We start from the raw sequence: 21,712 nt of genomic DNA on the forward strand, positions 1-21,712 counted from the left end.
GGAGGGTTCCTCTCTCTGCTGGTCCGGGCTGGTCCGGGCACCGGCGTCATCATGTTCCGGGTGACCGCGAGGGAGGCTCCAAGCCCCGCGAGCAGGAGAACCCTCCCTTGGGGGAGGGCTGATACTGGAAGTCATGGCCACCCTCCACATCGGCGACTTCTCCCGTGCGACCCACCTCGGTGTGAAAGCGCTGCGGCACTACCACCGGGTCGGACTATTGATCCCGGCCGAGGTCGACGAGGTGACCGGGTACCGCAGATATGGCACAGACCAGATCGGCAACGCGCTGCTGATCAAACGATTCCGTGAGCTCGATCTGCCCCTCGATCACATTCGCGCTCTGCTGGACGCACCAGGCGTGGAGGAGCGCACAGCACTGCTCGAGGACCACTTGTCCAGGATGATCGGTGACCTGCGACGGATGCAGACGGCGGCGGTGAACCTCAGGGCTTTGCTGAAACCGGACCCGAAGGCAGAGCGGATACGCTTCCGCATCGCCCCCGCTGCCGGCGGCGCGGCGATCCAGGCCGAGGTCGACACGAGCGCAGTCACGCCGTGGTTCCGAGGGGCGACCGCGGAGCTGTTGGCCACGGTGAGCGCCACCGGCGCCTCGCCGCAGGGCCCGGTCACGGGCCTGTACGACAACGAGATCTTCACGGACGGTGCCGGCCTGGCCACGGTCTTCGTGCCAACCGCCGACAGAATCCGCCCGCTTGGACGCGTCATCCCGCTGATGTGCCCCACCGCCGAGCTGTGCGTGGTGACCCACCACGGTGCCCACGCCACCATCGACCGCGCCTACGCCGCGCTGGGTTCGCACGTCGCCCGGCACGAGATCTCCACACCAGACCCGATCCGCGAGACATATCTGACTGGTCCGGGCGACACGAACGACGAGGACACCTGGGTCACCGAGATCGGCTGGCCCGTGTTCCACACCCACAGCAGCCCGGGTACCGACCTTGCGGCCACGTGAGCGGATAAGCGAGGGCACCGGCCGGTAACCCACTTTTGCCGGAGCGGTCCGGGGGCCGGAGAGCGGTCGCACGAACAGACCCGCACGAGGCCTTGTCGTCGAGCGCCTTGAGGCCGACTGAGCCAACCGGCGCTCGGTGGGTGATGTCCTGCTCGGTTCGGAGTCTTCCGCGATGCGGGTCAGTTCAAGACGATCAAGGGGCCAACCGCCCTGGTCAGTCCCCCCGGAGGGGTCAGGCCACGAGCCCACGTACCCGGCTCGTAGCCGTCACGCGCTGGATGTTCCGCCTCGTCCCGAGTCCTTCAGTGAGCGAGGCACGACCAGAGGTCCGCACGGACGGCTCGCCCGTGCAGTCCGTCGTGTTGTTTCCGCAGTGCGGGTGTCGACCCTGTGGTCTGTCACCTGCGGAGATGACCATGCCCGGCTTCAGAGTCCTGCGGATTTTCGCCGCAGCCCGCCCGAGCTACCCACAGGGCCGAGGGGCCCCTCATCTGGCGGCCCGAGCCCCTCTCGCGAGCATGACCATCGCGACGCCGCCCACGGCGGCCGGCACGGAGAGACCGGTTGCGACGGCAATCTGCTCGGATGAGCCAGTCATGGCGAGACTGGGCTTGGCCTTCCCTGAGGACGAGTCGGCTTCCCTCCCTTCACGCTACGCCGCTCGGCACGCGGTCTCACCTGCGAATCGTGTCGCGTCCCCGTCCTCGCGGGCCGGAACGTCGGCGCGGATTGGTCCTGCCGGGGCGAGGAAGCGCGCCGCGTACCGCGCGAGGCTAGGCGAATGGGCGCGGTATGCCCCGGCTGCGTACGTCTGGCAGCCCGCCGACCGGTCCCGCGTGGCGACGGAGGAGATTCTCATGGCGAAGGCAGGAGGCATCGATCTCGGCACCACCAACCCGGTCCTCGCGGTCCGGGAGGGCGGCGAGCCTTCTGTCGTCCCGAATGCGGAGGGGGCCAGGACGACCCCGTCGGTGGTCGCCTTCTCCGATGACGGCCGGCGGCTGGTCGGACAGCTCGCGTGCCGGCAGTCGATCCTCGACCCCAACGGCATCACCTCCGCGAAGCGGTTCATCGGACGTCGCCGCGACGAGATGTCCGACGGGCCAAGGCGGTCTCCTTCGACGTGGTCGAGGGGCCCGGCGAGGTGGAGCGACTTCCCGGCGTTATCGGCCGGCTTGCGCAGCACCTGCGCGCTGATCTCGACCGACGGGCACCCGATCGTCCGGTTGTTCGAACCCGGCGAGGACTGGCGGTGGTGTTTCGTGCACGAAGCGATGGTCTGAGCCCGGCGAGCGCGCCCGGCGCTTCTTCCGACGCTGTGGCTTCTGCGACTGTCTCCGCCGCTGTTTGCCAGCTCTGCTTTCCGCTTCCGCCTCCGTTTCCACCGAAGGGAGCGAATCATGCCGATGCGCACGCCGACAGCCGACGTCTACGGCGCCTACCCGCCGCTGACGGACGACCAGATCGCGATCCTGAGATCCTGCGGACAGGTACAGCCGGTCCGCGAGGGGGAACAGCTCTTCCGGGCGGGCGAACCCAGCGAGGAGTTCTTCGTCGTCCTCAGCGGCACGGTGGCCGTGGTCGAAGGCCACAGCGACCAAGAGCAGGTCGTCCAGTTGCACGGTCCGCGCAGCTTCCTCGGCGAACTCGGCGTACTGGAGGGCCAGACCGCCTTCCTCAGCGCGGTGGTGAGAACACCGGGCGAGGTGCTGGCGGTGGGTTCGGCCGCCCTGCGCGACCTGCTCAGCCGCGAACCCGCACTCGGCGACGTGATCCTGCGGGCCTACCTGCTGCGCCGTACGATGCTGGCCGGCGCCGGCACGGGCTTCCGCATCATCGGCTCCGCCTTCTCCTCCGACACCCGGCGGCTGCTGGAGTTCGCCGCCCGCAACCGCCTTCCTCACCGCTGGGCGGATTTGGAGAAGGACACCGAGGCTGAGGCGCTGCTGATGCGTCTTGGGATCGCTCCGGAGGAGACTCCGATTGTTGTCTGGCACGACTACCGGGTGCTGCGCAATCCCTCCAACGTCGAACTCGCCCGGGTCATCGGGCTGCGCGCCGAGGCCGCCGCGAAGACCGTCTGCGACTTGGCGGTGGTCGGCGCGGGACCTGGTGGCCTGGCCGCCGCGGTGTACGGCGCCTCCGAGGGACTCTCCACCGTCGTCCTGGATGCCGTGGCGACCGGCGGCCAGGCCGGCACCTCCTCCCGGATCGAGAACTACCTCGGTTTCCCCGCCGGGATCTCCGGCATGGAGCTCGCCGAACGGGCCGTCGTACAGGCCAACCGGTTCGGCGCCCGGATCGACGTCCCCGCCGAGGCCGCCGGCCTCGAACAGCGCGACGGGAACAGCGCGGTGCGGCTCGCCGACGGCGGCACGATCACCGCCACCAACGTCGTGGTGGCCACTGGTGCCCGCTACCGGCGGCTGACCGCCCCCGGCATCGAGCGGTTCGAAGGACTCGGGGTCCACTACGCCGCCACCGTCTGGGAGGCGCGGACCTGCCGCCTCGACACGGTGGCGGTCGTCGGGGGCGGCAACTCCGCCGGCCAAGCAGTCCTGTTCCTGGCGCGCGAGTCGCCCGCCGTCCATCTTCTGGTCCGTGGCGGAGACCTGGAACACAGCATGTCCCGCTACCTGATCGACCGGATCGAGCGGCACCCCCGGATCCACGTCCGGCTGCATACCGAAGTCCGGGAGGTGACCGGCGAGGAGCGGGTCGAATCCCTCGTCGTCGAGGACAACCGCACCCGCGAGCAGCAGGCGCTGGCAGCCCGCGCCCTGTTCGTCTTCATCGGCGCGAGTCCCGCCACCTCCTGGCTCGCCGACGCCGTCACCCTGGACCGGCGCGGCTTCATTCCGACCGGGCAGGACGTGGCCCAGGTAACAGCGGACATCTGGAGGCCCCTGGCCCGCGCCCCGCTCGCGCTGGAGACCGGTCTGCCGGGAATCTTCGCCGTCGGCGACGTCCGCAGCGGCTCGGTCAAGCGGGTGGCCTCCGCAGTCGGCGAGGGTGCCATGGCCGTCCGCCTGGCACATGAGCACCTCGGGGAGGTGGGACCACCGGCTATCCGATGACCTCAACCCATCCACCGCCGCGAGAAAGCGAAAATCACATGCCCGTCATGGGAGTTCCCAAGTTCGAGCGCTTCTTCCGCGCAGCCGCCGGCCTTGATGTCAACAAGAACGACCTCAAGCGCTACAACGACTTCGTGGACGCCAAGATCTACGACCTCTTCCTTGTCGGCACCGCCGACGCCAAGGCCAACGACCGGGACATCATCGAGCCGCAGGATCTCCCGGTCACCAAAGGTCTGCAAGAGAGCATCCACGCTTTCAAGAAGCTGGAGGAGGGCATCGAACTACGTCCTTTGCTCGATCAGCTCACTGCCCGCCCCGCCCTCGGCATGGACGCTGCCGAGGACACCCAGCAGCAACTGCCGGACTTGGCCGGCGGCGTCAGCGTCGCCCTCGCCCGCGCCCTCAAAATCATCGCCCGCGACACCCGCCGTCCCTCCACGGACCAGTGGGACGAGGCCTTCGAACTCTTCGATCTCCTCATCTGAGCAGGGCCATTCGCCCGGGCGGGTTCGAGGCGGTGATGTCGTGTTGGCGGGTACTGGTGTCGCGGCGGACGATCGCGTAGCCGCCCTCGGCCAGTACGGCCACGGAGGCGAACCGGACGGGGTCGTCCCCTTGCGTGTGCTGATCGTTCCGGTGGTCAGGGTGGCACGGTCCGGCGGCCGGCCGGTGGTTCACAGCCGCTGGCCGATCGCCGCGACGTGAACGGCCGACTCGAAACGCGCGGCGAGCTTGTCGTATCGGGTCGTTACGGCCCGCAGTCCGGCTGTATAACGGTGAGCAGGGGCGCGGTGTGACATGGCGATCCCACGTCACTCGGAGGAACACACCAGACAGTGCGGCGGCGCTCTGTCGGGCGTTCACGGTTGCCGCAGACGCGTGCGAGGCGCTGCCTCCCGACGCTTGGGGTCTCGCCGGGATCCGAAGCCACGGCGCCCCACAGCCCCAGACTGCTGGGTACAGTCCGCGAGTGAATTTTCTTACCCGCGCATCGAGCCCGGAGATGGCGATGTAGTACCGAGGGAGATTCACCGATGGCCTAGTGTTCGGGAAGCCGCTGGATCTCCATACTGAGCAAGGATGTGCGTTGTGGCTGCTGAAAACGTTACGGGGCGTCTCATAGCCCTGCTTTCCGGCGGTGGCGACGACCTCGCCGCGAACTGGGTGCGCGAGGTTGCCAGTTCTCTGGGCGGGCGAGTCAGCCGCACCGAGGTCGAACTCGAACTGCGTGAGCTGTACGCGGCGCTGCTGGCCGCCCTCAAAAAGGGGAGCCTCGACGCGCAGGGCGAGGCGTTCGGCGAGGTACGCGCCCTGCTGACCGAGCTTTCACGCAACCGGGCCCGACAGGGCTTCACCCCGTCCGAGACAGCGATCAGCGTCTTCGCGCTGAAGTCTGTCCTCGAACCGGCGCTCGTTGAGGGTGACGCCAAGGACTTGGGCCCTTATCTCCAGTTGTCCCGGCTCCTGGACAGCCTCGGCCTGTTCACCATCGAGACCTACACACAGGTCCGCGAGGAGCTGATCGGCGCACAGGCGGAGCAGTTGCTGGAGCTGTCCACCCCGGTGGTCAAGCTCTGGGACGGTGTGATCGGTGTCCCGCTGGTGGGCACTCTGGACTCGGCGCGCACGATGGTCGTGATGGAGAAGATGCTCCAGGCCCTCATCGATACGGGATCCGAGCAGGCCATCATCGACATCACCGGGGTCCCGGCCGTGGACACTGAGGTCGCCCAGCACCTGCTGAAGACAGTCGTCGCCGCCCGGCTGATGGGGGCGGAATGCACCATCTCCGGTATCCGGCCCCAGATCGCGCAGACCATCGTCGCCCTGGGTATCGATTTCGGCGACATCACCACGAAGGCCACCCTGGCCGACGCCTTGCGGCACGCTCTGCGCCGCTCGGGCACCACGCTGTCCGCCTCCACGAAGAGCGGGCAGGGCCGATGAGCGAGCAGGTCCCGGTCCTGCGCATTGGCCAGGTTCTGCTGGTTTCCATCCAGACCGACCTGGACGACCAAGCAGTCATGCTGTTGCAGGACGACCTGGCGGCCAAAGTAGTGGAGACCGGGGCACACGGTGTGGTGATCGACATCACCGCGGTGGAGATCGTCGACTCCTTCGTCGGTCGGATGCTGTCCACCATCGCGTCGATCTCCCGGATGCTGGATGCGGAGACGGTTGTGGTGGGCATGCGCCCCGCTGTGGCGATCACCCTGGTCGAGCTGGGCCTGTCCCTGGGTGGTGTCACCACCGCACTGACCTTGGACAAGGGACTGCGTGCGCTGGAGCGCTCCCGGGCCCTGTCCCTCTCTGTGCCGGGGACTGCCGACGACGAGGCGCCGGACGACGAGGCGACCGATCCCGACCAGGTCCTGCGGTGACCGAGCAGGTGCTGTCGATCACCGCCAACGACGGTGTCGTACTGGCCCGCCAGCTTGTCCGTACGCTCGCACAGGAGTGCCGCTTGTCCTTGGTCGAGCAGACAAAGCTGGTGACCGCCGCGAGCGAGCTGGCCCGTAACACTCTTATCTATGGAGGGGGCGGCACCATGACCGCAGCCCTGGTCTCGGACCGGGGCCGACGCGGAGTACGCGTGATCTTCCTGGACCACGGTCCGGGCATCGAGGACGTCGACCTGGCCCTGACCGACGGCTGGACCTCGGGCAAGGGCATGGGCCTCGGTTTGTCGGGCTCCAAGAGGCTGGTCGACGACTTCCTCCTGGACAGCACCCCCGGGCAGGGAACGACGGTCACCATCACCAAGTGGGCCAGGTGAACGCCGGCCCGCTCCTCGTCGACTGCGAGGATGTCGCATGGTTCCGTGAGCCCGAGGCCGCACGCGGCGCCGCGGCCGCGCTGGGCCGCCGGACCGGGCTGAGCGAACAGCGCACCGCCGAACTGGTCCTGGCCGTGGCGGAACTGACGAGCAACCTGACCAAGCACTCTGTCGACGGATCGCTCCTCCTCCGCGCGGTACGCACCCGTGAGGTCGCCGGTGTGGAAGTGGTCGTGGTCGACAACGGGCCAGGAATATCGGACGTGTCCGCAGCCCTGCTGGACGGCTCCTCCACGGTCGGAAGCCTGGGCATCGGACTCGGAGCCGTGCAACGACTCGCGGACGTCTTCGACATCCACTCCCGGCCGGGTCACGGGACCGTCCAACTCGCCCGCTTCTGGCCCCGCCCCCTCACACGGGGTCTGGTGGCACGGGAACCGGCCGTTGGCGGGCTGACCCGCCCCATCAGCGGCGAGCGGGTCTGCGGAGACGCATGGGCCACCCGCATCGACCCACATGAGCCGGAAGGCGACACCGAAGAGGCCGGCCGGGCCACTCGTACCCCGGCCGAAGCGGACCGCGCCCCCTTGGCCCCCTCTGTCACCAGTTGGGCGGCACTCACCCGCAGACCGTCGCCGGACCACACCGTTGTACCCCCGCGCTCCTCGGCTCGTCCGGCCGGATCGGCTCGTTCGCTTCCCGTACGCGGGGCGACCGCGGGCCCCGGCCCCGCCGTCATGGTCATGCTCTGCGACGGACTGGGGCACGGCCCCATGGCAGCCCTCGCCGGCCAGGCGGCGGCCCGGGCGTTCCGTACGGGAACCACCCGCCTGCCGGAACAGGCGATGCAGGACATCCACCAGGCGCTGCGCGGGACACGCGGAGCGGCCGTGGCGGTGGCCCGGATCGAACCGCTCAACGGACGACTGCTGTTCTGCGGCATCGGCAACATCACCGCCTCCCTGGTCACCGCGACAACCCGGAGTAATCTGTTGTCGCATCCGGGCATCGTCGGTCACCAGACGCACCGGCCCCGCACCTACGAACACGCGTTGCCGGAGCATGGTGTTCTGGTCATGCACTCCGACGGCCTCACCGAACGCTGGACCCCCGCCGACCTCATCGGCCTGCTCGCCCACCGTGCCACCGTGCTGGCGACGGGGCTGATGCGGCAGGCCGGAACGCGTCGCGACGATGCGAGCGTAGTGATCGCGAAGGGGCTCTGGTGACCTCGTCCGCCGCCCTGATGACCTTCTCGGTCGCTTCCGAACAGGACGTCTTTGTCCTGCGCCGGCAAGCCAAGACCGCTGCAGTCGCCGCCAGCCTGGAACCCCGCGACCAGGTACGCCTGGCCACCGCGCTGAGCGAACTGGGCCGCGACCTGCTCCGCCCGGGAATCGCGATGACGGCCACCTTCCTCCTCGACGAGAATTCCCTCCAGCTACGGGTCGATCTGATTTGGTCGGACGAACGGGCCCCGAGCCCGGAATCCCTCGACGCTGTCAGGCGCCTGCTGCCGCATACCCACTACCGGCCCGCGACGCCCGGTGGCCGTATCGAGGTGGGCTGCGCCCTGCCGCGGTCCGTCGCCACGCGGGCATCAGCGAAGGCTATTGGGGTGGCACTGCGTGCACAGGTGCCCGCCACCGGGGCGCTGGAGGACCTCCGGGCCCAGACCGCGGACCTGATGGCCGCCCTGGAGGAGTCCCGAGCCCAGCGCGACGAACTCGCTCGCCTGAATGAGGAACTCGTGGAGACCAACCAGGGCGTCATGGCCCTGTACACGGAGCTGACCGCCGAACTGGACGCGACCAACCGGGGGGTGGTGGCTCTCTACGGGGAAGAACACCAATTCGCCCTGACCCTCCAGCGCACCTTCCTGCCGACCCACCTGCCCCAGGTACCAGGGGCAGAGCTGGCGGTGCGCTACCTGCCCGCCGCCGCCGAGAAGGAGATCGGTGGCGACTTCTACGAAGCCGTCATCACCCCCGCGGGCCTCCTCTTGGCGGTCGGCGACGTCGTCGGACACTCACTCCAGGCCGCGATCGTGATGGGGGAACTGCGGCACGCTCTGCGCGCTTACGCTGCCGAGGCGCACCAGCCCCACGAGCTGCTGGAACGCCTGGACCATCTGCTGGGCCTGCACCACAGAGGTTGGACCGCCACGGTGTGCGTCATCCTCGCGGAGCCCGGCCTCACACGTATCCACGTCGCCAACGCCGGCCACCTGCCACCCCTGCTGGTCACCCCGGACGGCAAGGCCGACTTCCTCTCCGAGCACGGACCACTTCTCGGGATCGGGCTTCCGCAGCCTGCCGCCACCGTCCACGACACCACACCCGGCAGTCTGCTCCTGATGATCAGCGACGGGCTCATCGAGACCCGCGACAGCCACCTGGCCGACCGATTGGACGAGCTGCGCCTGGCGGCTCTCGTCGCGCCCGCCGAGCCCGAGGCCCTGTGCGACAGCCTGTTGGCGACCTTCGGGGCCGAGCAGGAGGACGACACCATTATTTTCACGGCTCGCCTGAACACACCGGCCGGCCCCTCCTCATGACCAGGGCCGCCGCCGGGCGGTTGCCGGTCACCGGATACGGCCCACGGCCGCCCATGTGTGTCGGCTCGACAGGTGAGGTGTGGGACGTATATGGGATCCGCAGGTGTGGGACGTCATGTACGCGACGGGGGAGTCTGCCCCGAACGGGCGGCACTACCGAAGCGGCTCCGCGGCTCGCACCCAGGTAGGCGGGAGCCATGACAAAGTGATCAGAGGGTGGCGTCGGCTCCGTCCGCCCAAGCGCCCAGGGCCTTGCCGTGCCGGTACGCCTCGGTGATCAGCAGCACCCGGGGGTCGACCTCGGAGGCCGGCGCCGCGATGTCGTCGACCTTGGCGTCGCGGGCACCATTCGCGTCGGCGCCCGGCGCCGTGAGGAGTCTCCGCGCGGACCGAGGCTGTCAGCATCAAGATCGCCGCGAGCCTCAACGACGGCGGTGGCGTCCGACATGTTCACCCCCAGCGAGCTGGTGACCAACACCCGCAAGTACGCACCCGGGCTCTGCCTCCTCGACCTGGAGCTCGACGAGACTGGGGCGGAGATTGCCGTATGGGACACCAACCCCGCCCTGCCAGCCCTCCACGGACGCGGGCCCGACCGGGTGGGCAAGCACGGCCTTGAAATCATTCTCGCCCTCTGCGAGAGCTACGACGTCCAGCGCGAATCCATCGGCAAACGCGTCAAGGTCCGCATCCGCCTCACAGACCATTCCCCCCGACGCTTCTGAAGATCACCCAGCCGCATGACCTCACAGCCTCAGAGTGTGCTGGTCAGGAGAAGGCTGAGATTGCGCAGCGGGCGACGACGCGCTGTTGGATCAGTGTGTTGAAGCGGATCTACAGGGATGGGTGTTGTGGTCGGTCGGAGTGTTTTCTGGGTGCCGGAGCATTGTGCAGAGCCCTCGTCGCGGGTCCAGAGGCCGGCCTGACGATCCTTCACCGGTACCGCGACAGCTGAGAACGGCCGTCCACGGGGGGCAGCCGTCCGGGAGGGCGCGCGGGCCGTGGGCGGGCGCCGGCGGTTCGTACCGCCGGCGCCCGCCCGTATGTCCCGAAGCTCCCCACACGGGCAGGTGCCGTCGCGACGGCTCGCTGCCCTGACCGGTCCGGTCTGTACGGTCGAACCTCCGGAACCGGTCGGCTTCACGGACCTTACGGAGGAGGGCGTCGAACCAGAGGTCACCACAGTCGGCGCGCGACACCTCACGGTCGGCCTTGCCCCATGAGGCGTTGGGCGAGCAGGTTCAGCACGTGGCTACTCGCCCAAGGACGCTCGTTTTGTGCCTATATGATCTGCTCGTAGATCTGAGACCGGGTGTTCTCGTACGGTTTGGGGGTGCCGTAGGAGTCCCGGGCGATGTACCACCAGATGGTGGCGAGGACGAGGACCGCGGCCAGGGCGATCGCCGCGTAGTTCATGGAGTCGACCGTCACGGGACTTGCCTGGGGGAGGCAGAACAGGACGGTGACGAGGATGACCCAGACGACGGCGATGATGCCGATCGGCCTGCTCCAGCGGCCGAGGTGCCAGGGGCCTGCCTCGAAGTTCTTTCCGGCGCGCAGGCGCAGGAAGATCGGGATCGCGTAGGCGGGCGTGATGCCGATGACGTTGATGGCGGTCACGGCGCCGTAGGCGGTGGCGGAGTAGAGAGAGGGGACGGCGAGCAGGCAGGCTACGGCCACTGCGAGCAGGACCGCGTTGACGGGTGTCTGGGTGCGGCTGCTGACGCGCCGCCACAGTGCTGAGCCGGGCAGTGCGTTGTCGCGGGAGAAGGCGAAGACCATCCGGCTGGCAGCCGCGACTTCCGCGTTGCCGCAGAAAAGCTGGGCGCCGATCACGACGAGGAGCAGGGCAGTGGCTCCGCTGTTTCCCAGGGCGTCGAGGAAGATCTGGGCGGGTGGCACGCCGGTCGAGGTGTTCTGGGTGCCGGCGTAGTCCTGGATCGCGAAAGTGAGGCCCGCCAGGAGGGCGAACCCGGCAATCCAGGAGACCCAGATGGACCGCACGATGCCACGGGCCGCGGAGACGGAGGCGTTGGCGGTCTCCTCGGAGAGGTGCGCCGAGGCGTCGTAGCCGCAGAACGTGTACTGCGCCAGGAGCAGCCCGAGTGCGGCGACGTAGATCGGGCTGTGCCAGCCCGTGTCGTTCACGAACCGGGTGAAGACGAAGGAGGGGGTCTGGTGATGGTCGGGCACGATCGCCAGGGCGCCGACGATGACGGCGACGCCGGCCAGGTGCCACCACACGCTCACCGAGTTGAGCACGCTGACCAGCCGTACACCGAACAAGTTCAGTGTGGCGTGCAGCAGGAGGATGCCGATGAAGAGGACCATGGTCCAGCCGGGGGTGGGCTGGAATCCCCACTGGAGGTTGAGGAAGGCGCCGGTGAACAGCGCGGCGCCGTAGTCGATGCCGGCGATCGCACCGAGCAGTCCGAGCAGGTTCAGCCAGCCCGTGTACCAGCCCCATTTGCGGCCGCCCAGGCGGTCGGCCATGTAGTAGAGAGCGCCGGAGGTGGGGTAGGCGCTGGTGACCTCGGCGAGAGCCAGGCCGATGAAGAGGACGAACAGGCCGACTCCGGCCCAGCCCCAGAGCATGACCGCCGGGCCGCCGGTGCCCAGGCCGAATCCGTAGAGGGTCATGCAGCCGGAGAGGACGGAGATGACCGAGAAGCTGATGGCGAAGTTGCCGAAGCCGCCCATCCGGCGGGCGAGGACAGGCTGATAGCCGAGCTCCCGCAGCCGTGCTTCCTCATCGCGCTGGGGTGCTGGGTTTTCCGGCCCGGCCGAGTGGGATGACATGGAAGATGCCTCCAGAAGCGGGGGGTAGGACTGAGGTGGAGGGGCGGGAGGGCGGCGGACAGGGGTGTCGGGGGAAGGCGGTACGCGGCCGGCGGTCGGTCCCGGGCGTGCGGGAACACCTCCTGTGTACGGGCCTGAAGTCCTGCGGCGAGGCCTCGGAGGGATCCGCGCGGTCGAACCTTCGTTCCTCCGCACGCTGAGCGTCGCGGAGCAGGCACACCCGCGGCACCGGGTCGGCGGGCGCGAGCCGGAGGGCGGTGCCGCACCGTCCCGGGCCTGTTGCCGCGAGCCGTCCGTACGCGGACGCTCCTGGCTGGGGGCGTGCGGCGTGCGCTCCACAATGACGCGGGCGTGCGATACGGGCGTGCTGATACGGGCGGCATCACGGTGGCGTCGGCATTACCGGGATCGTCGGCCGACCAGGTCCGGACCGTGTCGGTGCCCGCCGCCACGGCGGTGAGGATCCGCGTACGCCGGATCCACGACGGGCCGGCCGTCTGTCTCGGCCGGGAGAGCGCGCGTGGACATCCAGCGTCCGGCGTGCACGTCCTTGATGCTGGTCCGCAGAGGGGTTTGACGCATGCATGGGAACCTCCGGCGCGGGTGACAAGCGGTCCGGTGTGGCGGGCACGGAGAAGTCCCTTGTGGAGGCGTCGGGTTGCCCATGTGCTGCCGCCGCTCGCCGGTCAGTGTAGGGCGTGGATCACCGAAATTCGAACAGTCAGTTGATCTTCGGCGACTCTCCGTGCCCCCCGGCGCGCCGCAGGGGTGGCTCTTGACGTCCGCTTCGGCCGGCAACAGGCTGTGTGATCACGCTGTCGTCCGAGTCAGAAACGGGATATGTCTCCTGCTCAGCACTCCGCGGGTACGGCTTCGGCCACGGGCCCGGTCCTCGCCATCGATCAAGGCACCTCCGTCACCAAGGCGCTGGTCATCTGCCCGGAGCGCGGTGTGATCGGCGCCGGGTCGGCGCCGGCCTCTCCCCGCTACGGTCCCGGCTCAGTGGTGGAGGTCGATCCCCGCACGCTGCTCGCCTCGGTCATCGCCGCGGGACGCCGTGCCCTCGACGAGGCGGGGGAGCCCGTCGTGGCCGTCGGTCTGGCCAATCAGGGGGAGACGGTCCTCGCATGGGACCCCGCCACCGGGGACCCGCTCACCGACGCGGTGGTCTGGCAGGACCGGCGGGCCCAGCCTTTGTGCGAGGAACTCGCCGGACACAAGGAGCAGTTGCGCGCTCGGACCGGTCTCCCGCTGGACCCGTACTTCGCAGCGCCCAAGATGGCGTGGATCCGTCGCCATCTGACCCGCGAGGGCGTGGTGACCACCAGCGACGCCTGGCTGATCCACCAGATGACGGGCCGCTTCGTCACGGACGCGTCGACCGCTGGACGCACCCAGCTCCTCGACCTCGACCGGGCCGAGTGGTCCTCGGAGGCACTGGAGATTTTCGGTCTCGCCGATGAGCGGCTGCCGCAGATCGTCGACGCGGCCGGCCCCGTCGGTGAGACGACCGCGTTCGGCACCCCGATCCCGCTGACCGGGCTGATCGTGGACCAGCAGGCCGCGCTCCTCGCGCAGAGCGCGATCGACCCGGGCACCGCCAAATGCACCTACGGGACCGGCGCGTTCCTCCTCGCCCAGACGGGCCACCAGCCGCTCCGCTCGGCCACCGGCCTGGTCAGTTGCGTCGCCTGGCAGCTCGGCGGCCGGACCAGTTACTGCCTCGACGGACAGGTCTACACCGCTGCCTCCGCCGTGGACTGGCTGGCAGGCATGGGCGTGATCTCCGGCGCGGCGGACCTCGATCCGGTCGGCGCGAGTGTCCCCGACAGCGGTGGTGTCACCTTCGTACCGGCATTCGCCGGACTCGCCGCCCCCTGGTGGCGCGGAGACCTGCGCGGCACGGTCACCGGGCTCGGCCTGGACACCCGACCCGGACACCTGGTGCGTGCCCTGTGTGAGGGCATCGCCGCCCAGGTGGCCGAACTCGCCGACGCCGTCGCCACGGACCTCGGCTCGCCGCTGACCGCCCTGCGCGTGGACGGCGGCCTGACCCGGTCGGCGCTGCTGATGCAGACCCAGGCCGACCTGCTGCAAAAGCCGGTCGAGGTCTCCGCACTGTCCGAAGCGACAGCCCTGGGAGCCGGCGCGCTGGCCCGGATGGGACTCGACCCCACGCTGCCGCTCGACCGGGCGGTGCCCCCGTGGAAGCCCTCCGCACGCTACGAGCCGCGCATCGGGCCCGATGAAGCGGCCCACCGCCGGAACGCGTTCCGCCACGCGGTGCGCACACTGCTGGCCCACCCCGCGTCCGACTCCGGAGCCCCCTGATGCCTGTCACCACCCAAGGCCCGCTGCCCGAAGAGGACTACGACGTGGCGATCGTCGGCGCGGGCGTCGTCGGCTCCGCCATCGCCCGCGAACTCGCCCGCTATCCCGCACGAGTAGCCCTCGTAGAAGCGTCCGACGACGTGGGGGACGGCACGTCGAAAGCCAACACAGCGATCCTGCACACCGGATTCGACGCGGTTCCCGGCTCGCTCGAAGCCCGGCTCGTACGGGAAGGACACCACCTCCTCACGGCCTACGCGGAAGAGACCGGCATCCCCCTCGAGCCGGTCGGCGCGCTGCTCATCGCCTGGGACGCCGAGCAGCACGCGACTCTGCCAGATCTCCTCAAGAAGGCCGCGCTCAACGGTTATCACGAGGCACGGATCGTCGGCGCGGACGAACTCTACGACCGCGAACCGCACTTGGGCCCCGGTGCGCTCGGTGCGCTCGACATTCCCGGCGAGAGCATCATCTGCCCGTGGACCACCACCCTCGCCTACGCGACCCAGGCCGTACGCTCCGGCGTCGACCTGCACCTCAACGCCCGCGTCCGCGACGTCCGGACTTCCACCGGCGACGCCGCCCGCCACGAACTGGACACCGCACGAGGTGTGTTGCGGGCACGGACCCTGATCAACGCGGCCGGACTCCGCGCAGACGAAATCGACCGGCTTCTCGGCCATCACGACTTCACCGTGACCCCCCGCCGCGGCCAGCTCATGGTCTTCGACAAACTCGCCCGCCCCCTCGTCCGCCACATCCTGCTGCCCGCGCCCACCGCGCTCGGCAAAGGCGTCCTGGTCGCGCCGACGGTGTACGGGAACGTGCTGCTCGGCCCCACCGCCGAGGACCTGGACGACAAGAACGCCACCGACACCACTGCCCAAGGACTTGCATTTCTGCGGGAGAAGGGCCGGCGGATCATGCCCGAACTGCTGGACGAGGACGTCACAGCTCTCTACGCGGGACTCCGCGCCGCCACCGAACACGATGACTACCGGATCCGCGGCCACGCCTCACAGCGCTACATCGCGATCGGCTCCATCCGTTCCACCGGACTGACCGCGTCCATGGCCATCGCCCGCCACGTCGTCCACCTGCTGACCACCATCGGCCAGAACCCGGGGGCGCCACGCGAACTGGCGACGCACACGATGCCCAACCTCGGCGAGGCGTTCACCCGCCCCTTTGAGCGCGCAGACCTCATCGCCACCGACCCGGAGTACGGCAGAATCCTCTGCCACTGCGAGCGCGTCACCCGAGGCGAGATCCGCGACGCCCTCAACAGCGCCATCCCACCGCGGAGCCCTGAGGGCTTGCGGCGCCGGACGCGCGCGCTCGGCGGTCGGTGCCAGGGCTTCTACTGCGGCGCTACCGTGCGCGCCCTCTTCACCTCCGAGAACTCACCGCGGGAGAACGGGCAGTGAACACACCGGCACACGACCACCTGCCTTTTTCGGATCCCGGCCGGCCCGCACGCACCGTCGATGTCCTGGTGATCGGCGCGGGGCCCGCCGGTCTCGCCGCCGCGGCAGGCATCGCGGCGGCGGGCGCCGGCACCGTCGAAGTGATCGACCGGGAGGACGAGGCCGGCGGAATCCCCCGGCACTGCCTCCACCAGGGATTCCGGGTACGTGAACCCGGACGCCGGATCAGCGGCCCCGCCTACGCCCGGCACTGGCGCGAGCGGGCAACCACCGCCGGGGCCACACTCCGTACGGGCGTCACCGCGACCGGCTGGGCAGGCGCCCTCACACTGGACACCACCAGCGGCCTGGGCCTCGAACGCCTGACCGCCCGCGCGATCGTGCTGGCCACCGGGGCCCGGGAACGCCCCCGCACCGCACGCCTGGTACCCGGGAGCAGACCAGCGGGAGTGTTCACCACAGGAGAGCTTCAGCAGACCATCGCCACACACCGCCGGCCGGTCGGGAAACGAGCCGTCGTCATCGGCGCGGAACCCGTCAGCTACTCCGCCGTCCAGCTTCTGCGCAGAACGGGCACGGAGATCGCCGCCATGGTCACCGACCAGCCCGGCCGACAAGCACCATGGTCCGCCGCGACCGACGCCCGCCTCCGCCACCGAATCCCGCTGCTCACAGACGCCGTGGTCACGGGAGTGCGCGGGCGCGGCCGGCTCACGGGCGTGACACTGCGTCACACCGATGGCAGGACAACGACCCTCGCCTGCGACACACTGGTCTTCACCGGTGATTTCATCCCCGACCACGAACTGGCGGTACGGGGGGAGGTCGCACTCGACCGCGACACCCGTGGCCCTGCGGTCGACATGGCGTTCCACACCGGGCGGCCCGGAATCTTCGCCGTCGGTAACCTCCTGCACGCCGTCGAACCCGCAGCCACCGCCGCACGGGAAGGCGTACTCGTTACCGGCCCGGTACTGCGCCGTCTCTCAGGCCGGCCGTGGCCTCACGGACATCTGACCGTCGAGGTGACCGGAGAGACCCTGCGCTGGGTCACACCGAACCGCGTCACACCTGCCGACCCACACCTCGCGCCCGGCACCCTCACGCTGCGCACAGCTCGCCCGCTCGCCCGCCGCGTGACGCTCCTCATCAGCCAGGACGGACACGTAGTGCACCGCGAGCGACGGTTGCGCGGTCACCCGGCGAACAGCTCGCTCCACGTCTCGGCGGACTGGATCCGCAGAGCCGATCCGAGCGGCGGCCCTATCGTGATCACCATGGACCCCGCGATTCCATGGTGAGGAAGGTGTCGCTGGGGGGGATCGAGTTCCTTCGCCACTCGGCGGGGGCTGTGGTTGTGTGTGCCTGTCAGGGTGGTGCTTCATGACCGGCGGCCGGGACTCCTCGTTCTCCGAAAGGCACGCCGCGCGTATGCCTCCGCCGTTCGACCCCGAGCTGACTGCCGCTCTGGAGGCTCTGGGTGGCCTCTCGCGGGAGCGGATCACCCCCGAGAATCTCGCTGTGCATCGGCAGCGAGACGCGGCGAGCCGGCCCCGGCCGACGGTGGCCGAACTCCGTGCGGACGGTCACTTCGCCGTTGAGGAACTGAGCGTGCCTGGGGTCGGGGGCGGTCCGGACATCACTCTGGTGCATGCGCGGCCCGTGGGCGAGGCCGGCCCACTGCCGGTCCTCTACTACATGCACGGTGGTGGGCTGGTCATGGGGAATGCCTGGTCCGTCCTGCCCAAGATCCTCCGCGACTGGTCCGCTCCTCTCGGCATGGCCGTGGTGTCGGTCGAGTACCGGCTGGCGCCGGAGACGCGTTATCCGGGACCGCTGGACGACTGTCACACGGGGCTCGTGTGGACCGCCGGTCATGCGGATGAACTCGGTCTCGACGCGGAGCGGATGATCATCGGGGGCAAGAGTGCGGGCGGAGGGCTCGCCGCGGCTCTGACCCTGCTCAACCGGGACCGGGGTGAGGGGCCGACGCCGGTCGGACAGCTCCTGCAATGCCCGATGCTCGATGATCGCCTCGATACCCCGTCCGCGTTTCAGATGGAGGAGATCGGCTTGTGGGACAGGTCCTCGACAGCCGTCTGCTGGCGGGCCTACCTGGGTGACCACCATGGAGACCCCGACCTGTCGCCGTATGCCGCACCCGGCCGCGCCACCGACCTGAGCGGTCTGCCGCCCACCTATATCGACGTCGGGTCGGCGGAGACCTTCCGGGACGAGAACATCGCCTACGCACAAGCGATCTGGTGTGCCGGCGGCGACGCCGAACTCCACGTCTGGCCCGGCGCCTTCCACGGCTTCGACTCCTTCGCCCCTGCCGCGGCCCTCACGCGGCAGGCCCGGCACGCCAGAACCCAGTGGCTCAGCCGCGCACTCGCGCGGTCCCGTCGATGAAGCCGACCCCTCGCCGGGTCCTGACGTGTGTCAGGCACGGTCGGCGTGGACAGGCCGGACCGAGCCGGGGCGCGCTCGCGGCGCGGACCCCGGGGTACCGGAGCACGTGAACGCAACGCTCGCTGCCGGCGCCCGGCGGGATTCTCACGTCCGTCGCAGGATCCCGTAGGCGAGCGCGGCGAGCGCCGCGGCGCCGATGAGGGCGACCAGGCGCTCGAACAGGCCACCCAGGCCCGCCTGTTGGGTCAGCACGAGCGCCACGACGACGGCGACGAGCAGGCTCGCCGTCCAACGCGTCGGCCGTGCCCAGGCTTGCCAGCCGGGCGCTCGCCGCATGGCGGCTGCCAGAAAGAACCCGGCGCTCACGAGCAGGAACACACCGGCCGTAGTGAGATTGCCGTCGAGTCGTCCGCCGGCGTTGGATACCTGTCGGGCGGCGGTGCATCCCGGGTCGGCCATGCGGCAGGCGAGCCGTTCGCCGACGCTCAGCAGATTGCCCAGGCCGGGGACGGACAGCGCGAGCAGAAGGGAACCCACCCCCGCGCTCCAGCCGCCGGGACGCAGCGCCGGCCACACGGAGCGCAGCGCGAACACGATGGTCGCGGCGCCGCATAACGTGAAGACGACCACCAGGAACATCGCTCCCGGCGCGGTGATCGCGGACATGTCGCTGATGGAGTGCGCCAGAACGCTGTAGCGCGGGCCCTGCCACGAAGCGGCGACGAGCATGCTCACGGTGAAGGCCACCTGGGCTGCCACGCCCCCCCGCGCCCAGCGCCGGGCGCCTGCACGCCGCCGTGCCGCAGATGTTGCCAGGCTGTCGTGGGTGGGACCGAGCGCTTGCGCGGATCCGCTGGTCATCGCTGTTCTCCTCCGTGCGGCCGCGGCGCGGTGCCGCGGCATGCGTTCAGGACGCTACGGCCGGGGCCTGGGAGGATAGTCACCCGGCGGTGGACATCTGCGGGTAGCTCTCATGGGGGACCAGCCGCTCTGAAAGGCGTCGCCGGGACCACCGTCGGGGAAGCAGCAGCCGGAGCAGGGCATCGCGCCCCCACCGGAAGCGGCATCGGTCACGGGCGGCTCAGTCGCGCCCGGTCACCAGACCCACGCGGTACGCGAGGACCACCGCCTGCACCCGGTCGCGCAGTTGGAGCTTGGCCAGGATGCGCGAGACGTATGTCTTCACGGTCTCCCGGCCGATGACCAGGACCCCGGCGATCTCGGCGTTCGAGAGCCCGGTCGAGATCAGTTTCAGCACCTCGACCTCGCGCGGGGTCAGGGACGCGAGCGGGTGCCCGGTGTCCGGCCTTGTGGGATCGTCCGGCCGGATACGGGCGGCGAAGCGGCCGATGAGCCCACGGGTGACCGCCGGATCCAGCAGGGACTCCCCGGCGGCGACCGTGCGAACGCCGTTGACCAACTCGGCGGGCAGACAGTCCTTGAGGAGGAACCCGCTCGCGCCGACTCGCAGCGCCTCGTACACGTACTCGTCGATGTTGAAGCTGGTGACGACCAGCACCTTCATGGGAGCCGGCGCGTCGGGGCCGGCCAGTCGGCGGGTGGCCTCGATGCCGTCCAGGACCGGCATCCTGACGTCCATCACCACCACATCCGGGCGCAGTCGGGCAGCGATCTCCACCGCCATCTGCCCGTCGCCGGCCTCTCCCACCACCTCAAGTCCGGGTTGCGCCCCGAAGATGGTGGAGTAGCCCGCGCGTACCAGGAACTGGTCGTCGCAGACCAGGATGCGGATGGGCGCTGAGCCGGTCACGCGCCCGCTCCGGAGGGTATCCGGGCGCGGACGCCGAAGCCGCCACCGGGCTGACCACCGGCGGTCAGCTCCCCGCCGCACGTGCTGACCCGATCGCGCAGGCCGGTGAGCCCCCGTCCCGCCGTGAAGGCCCCGGCAACGATGACCGGCCCTTCGGTGGTCACATCGACCTGGATCACCTTCCCGTACAGCACGCGTACCACTGTGCGGCGGCCGGGCGCGTGCTTCACGGCGTTGGTGAGTGCCTCCTGTACCACGCGGTACACGGCGAGTTCCGGCTCGGCGGCGATGAACGCCGGCTCGCCGTCTTCGAAGAGTTCGACCGGCTGCCCCGCCAGCCTGGTCCGCTCGACCAGATCTCGGAACCGGCCGGGCGCCGGGCCCCGGCCCGCCCCCGGAGTTCCGTCGGAGCCCGGCGGGTGATCGATCGCGCCTGCGGGGCTGTCGAGCACGCCCAGGAGGTGCCTTAATTCCGCGAGCGCCTGCCGACCGGTTCCGCTGATGGCGTTGAGGCTGTCAGTGACCCGATCCGGCGCGGTGGCCGTCAGATACCGCGCCGCGTCGGCCTGCACGACGATGCCGGCGACGTGGTGCGTCACCACGTCGTGGAGGTCCATGGCGATGCGGGCGCGCTCCCGCGCCGTGGCCAGCCGCGCGTCCTCACGGCGCAGCGCGGCCTCCGCGGCCTGCCTGCCTCGTACCCAGGTGCCCGCACTCCAGCAGGCCACGAGCGCGACGAAGAAGGTGCAGTAGTCGAGCGGCCGTTCAGGCGATCCCAGGCTGTGCAGTGTGAGGGCGAGCGCGAGGTACGCCGTGGTCGCGGCGATGGACAGCCCGCGCCGGAAGCGGTCGGCGTGCGCTCCCGCGCTGTACAGCGCCGCGAACAGCCCCGCACCGGCGAAGTTGGACTGGTAGCCGAGGGATTGGTACGCCGCGAAGCAGCCGGCCACAAGCGCCAGGCACACCTCGGACCACCGGCGCCGTACCGACAGGGGCAAGCACTGACCCAGGGTCAGTACGACGGCCCACGCGTCGGCCGGGCGCGCCGCCAGTTGCCCCAACTGCACACCGTTTCCCGCGAGTTGCGGTACGTAGGACGCGACGGCGAGGCTGGCCGCCAGCCCGCCGTCCCACAGTGCGGCCCCCGTGCGTCCCCACCTGCCGGCTGCAACAGTGCGTAGACGTCTGGACTTTGCTGGAGCCGCCTCGGACACAGCGCGAGTCTATCCCCTCCGAACTGGCGGATCGCTGTGCGACGACAGGGAACGCGCTCACCCTGGAGGCGGGCCGGCCGCCGAGCCGGAACCCGTGGATCCCTGCCCAACGAGGTGGTGCGGATCAAAGGCGCCCAGCGTCGGTGCGTCGCATCCGCCCATCGGACGACAACTGGCGGCTTCGCACGCCCCGCCCTGCGGGGCGCATTGATCATGCCCCGCGACGGTCCTTCACACCGCGAGACCGGCCAGCCCCTTCGCGATCCCTGGACGGGCCCTCAGCCTGCCGGGGGACGGCTGCGTGGGCGAGTCGTCCTCTTGGCCTGACCTCGGCCTTCCGCGCCTCGGCGGCACCGTCTTCGTCATGCT

At 69.8% G+C, this 21,712-nt stretch carries 17 protein-coding genes and 1 pseudogene; 14 read left to right on the forward strand and 4 right to left on the reverse strand.

All coding sequences use genetic code 11. From position 1 onward, the window contains the following. Window positions 1-133: 133 nt before the first annotated feature. The 10 genes and pseudogenes from QR77_RS32245 to QR77_RS32295 all read left to right on the forward strand — a co-directional run bounded on the left by QR77_RS32245 (window position 134) and on the right by QR77_RS32295 (window position 10,114). A complete protein-coding gene (locus QR77_RS32245) occupies window positions 134-976 on the forward strand; it encodes a MerR family transcriptional regulator (RefSeq protein WP_040025579.1) in 843 nt (280 codons plus the stop codon). A gap of 857 nt (window positions 977-1,833) precedes the next feature. After that, window positions 1,834-2,117, forward strand: a pseudogene (locus tag QR77_RS32250) (Hsp70 family protein); the annotation flags it as partial. Between the two features lie 259 nt (window positions 2,118-2,376). Continuing rightward, window positions 2,377-4,053: a cyclic nucleotide-binding domain-containing thioredoxin-disulfide reductase gene (locus tag QR77_RS32255; protein ID WP_040025581.1), complete on the forward strand. Its 1,677-nt coding sequence runs from the start codon at window positions 2,377-2,379 to the stop codon at window positions 4,051-4,053. Window positions 4,054-4,100: 47 nt separating this feature from the next. Then, the gene (locus QR77_RS32260; RefSeq protein ID WP_173476384.1) at window positions 4,101-4,541 is read left to right on the forward strand and encodes a DUF1931 family protein; all 441 of its coding nucleotides are present in this window, start codon (window positions 4,101-4,103) and stop codon (window positions 4,539-4,541) included. A 604-nt stretch (window positions 4,542-5,145) separates the two neighbouring features. Then, window positions 5,146-6,003: an STAS domain-containing protein gene (locus tag QR77_RS32270; RefSeq protein ID WP_236710897.1), complete on the forward strand. Its 858-nt coding sequence runs from the start codon at window positions 5,146-5,148 to the stop codon at window positions 6,001-6,003. Then, the gene (locus tag QR77_RS32275; RefSeq protein WP_063798107.1) at window positions 6,000-6,437 is read left to right on the forward strand and encodes an STAS domain-containing protein; all 438 of its coding nucleotides are present in this window, start codon (window positions 6,000-6,002) and stop codon (window positions 6,435-6,437) included. Before QR77_RS32270 ends, QR77_RS32275 begins: the two co-directional genes overlap by 4 nt. Next, window positions 6,434-6,832 carry an anti-sigma regulatory factor gene (locus QR77_RS32280; RefSeq protein WP_040025585.1) on the forward strand — a complete coding sequence of 133 codons (399 nt, stop codon included), beginning with the start codon at window positions 6,434-6,436 and terminating at the stop codon, window positions 6,830-6,832. The genes QR77_RS32275 and QR77_RS32280 overlap by 4 nt, the downstream gene beginning before the upstream one ends. Then, complete coding sequence (locus QR77_RS32285) at window positions 6,820-8,061, forward strand: SpoIIE family protein phosphatase (protein WP_040025586.1); 1,242 nt, start codon at window positions 6,820-6,822, stop codon at window positions 8,059-8,061. Before QR77_RS32280 ends, QR77_RS32285 begins: the two co-directional genes overlap by 13 nt. Continuing rightward, on the forward strand, window positions 8,058-9,389 hold the full coding sequence (locus QR77_RS42490) for a PP2C family protein-serine/threonine phosphatase (protein WP_052489214.1): 1,332 nt from the start codon (window positions 8,058-8,060) through the stop codon (window positions 9,387-9,389). The genes QR77_RS32285 and QR77_RS42490 overlap by 4 nt, the downstream gene beginning before the upstream one ends. A 446-nt stretch (window positions 9,390-9,835) precedes the next feature. Then, window positions 9,836-10,114: an ATP-binding protein gene (locus QR77_RS32295; protein WP_040029020.1), complete on the forward strand. Its 279-nt coding sequence runs from the start codon at window positions 9,836-9,838 to the stop codon at window positions 10,112-10,114. Window positions 10,115-10,670: 556 nt separating this feature from the next. Here QR77_RS32295 and QR77_RS32300 read toward each other — a convergent pair. Further along, complete coding sequence (locus QR77_RS32300) at window positions 10,671-12,188, reverse strand: amino acid permease (RefSeq protein WP_040025588.1); 1,518 nt, start codon at window positions 12,186-12,188, stop codon at window positions 10,671-10,673. Window positions 12,189-13,028: 840 nt separating this feature from the next. Here QR77_RS32300 and QR77_RS32305 point away from each other — a divergent pair. From QR77_RS32305 to QR77_RS32320, 4 genes are all read left to right on the forward strand, one after another. Then, window positions 13,029-14,519 (forward strand): FGGY family carbohydrate kinase, encoded by a 1,491-nt coding sequence (locus QR77_RS32305; protein ID WP_052489215.1) that lies wholly within the window; start codon window positions 13,029-13,031, stop codon window positions 14,517-14,519. After that, window positions 14,519-15,946, forward strand: coding sequence for an NAD(P)/FAD-dependent oxidoreductase (locus tag QR77_RS32310; RefSeq protein ID WP_040025589.1), 1,428 nt, complete (start codon window positions 14,519-14,521; stop codon window positions 15,944-15,946). Before QR77_RS32305 ends, QR77_RS32310 begins: the two co-directional genes overlap by 1 nt. Then, on the forward strand, window positions 15,943-17,247 hold the full coding sequence (locus QR77_RS32315) for an FAD-dependent oxidoreductase (RefSeq protein WP_236710898.1): 1,305 nt from the start codon (window positions 15,943-15,945) through the stop codon (window positions 17,245-17,247). Before QR77_RS32310 ends, QR77_RS32315 begins: the two co-directional genes overlap by 4 nt. 130 nt (window positions 17,248-17,377) lie before the next feature. Then, window positions 17,378-18,358, forward strand: coding sequence for an alpha/beta hydrolase (locus QR77_RS32320; RefSeq protein WP_040029023.1), 981 nt, complete (start codon window positions 17,378-17,380; stop codon window positions 18,356-18,358). A 144-nt stretch (window positions 18,359-18,502) separates the two neighbouring features. Here QR77_RS32320 and QR77_RS32325 read toward each other — a convergent pair whose 3' ends face one another. The 3 genes from QR77_RS32325 to QR77_RS32335 all read right to left on the reverse strand — a co-directional run bounded on the left by QR77_RS32325 (window position 18,503) and on the right by QR77_RS32335 (window position 21,343). Next, window positions 18,503-19,219 (reverse strand): DUF998 domain-containing protein, encoded by a 717-nt coding sequence (locus QR77_RS32325; protein WP_107069016.1) that lies wholly within the window; start codon window positions 19,217-19,219, stop codon window positions 18,503-18,505. Window positions 19,220-19,439: 220 nt separating this feature from the next. After that, window positions 19,440-20,129, reverse strand: a complete 690-nt coding sequence (locus QR77_RS32330) for a response regulator transcription factor (protein WP_040025590.1) — start codon at window positions 20,127-20,129, stop codon at window positions 19,440-19,442. Continuing rightward, complete coding sequence (locus QR77_RS32335; protein ID WP_040025591.1) at window positions 20,126-21,343, reverse strand: histidine kinase; 1,218 nt, start codon at window positions 21,341-21,343, stop codon at window positions 20,126-20,128. Before QR77_RS32335 ends, QR77_RS32330 begins: the two co-directional genes overlap by 4 nt. Window positions 21,344-21,712 lie beyond the last annotated feature (369 nt).

The organism is Streptomyces sp. 150FB (assembly GCF_000818195.1).
Taxonomy (GTDB): domain Bacteria; phylum Actinomycetota; class Actinomycetes; order Streptomycetales; family Streptomycetaceae; genus Streptomyces.

Bases quoted from the DNA above. Each gene is read 5' to 3' on its own strand.
- QR77_RS32245 (WP_040025579.1), top strand. From the start codon at position 134: ATGGCCACCCTCCACATCGGCGACTTCTCCCGTGCGACCCACCTCGGT.
- QR77_RS32255 (WP_040025581.1), top strand. From the start codon at position 2,377: ATGCCGATGCGCACGCCGACAGCCGACGTCTACGGCGCCTACCCGCCG.
- QR77_RS32260 (WP_173476384.1), top strand. From the start codon at position 4,101: ATGGGAGTTCCCAAGTTCGAGCGCTTCTTCCGCGCAGCCGCCGGCCTT.
- QR77_RS32275 (WP_063798107.1), top strand. From the start codon at position 6,000: ATGAGCGAGCAGGTCCCGGTCCTGCGCATTGGCCAGGTTCTGCTGGTT.
- QR77_RS32295 (WP_040029020.1), top strand. From the start codon at position 9,836: ATGTTCACCCCCAGCGAGCTGGTGACCAACACCCGCAAGTACGCACCC.
- QR77_RS32300 (WP_040025588.1), bottom strand. From the start codon at position 12,188: ATGTCATCCCACTCGGCCGGGCCGGAAAACCCAGCACCCCAGCGCGAT.
- QR77_RS32305 (WP_052489215.1), top strand. From the start codon at position 13,029: ATGTCTCCTGCTCAGCACTCCGCGGGTACGGCTTCGGCCACGGGCCCG.
- QR77_RS32310 (WP_040025589.1), top strand. From the start codon at position 14,519: ATGCCTGTCACCACCCAAGGCCCGCTGCCCGAAGAGGACTACGACGTG.
- QR77_RS32320 (WP_040029023.1), top strand. From the start codon at position 17,378: ATGCCTCCGCCGTTCGACCCCGAGCTGACTGCCGCTCTGGAGGCTCTG.
- QR77_RS32325 (WP_107069016.1), bottom strand. From the start codon at position 19,219: ATGACCAGCGGATCCGCGCAAGCGCTCGGTCCCACCCACGACAGCCTG.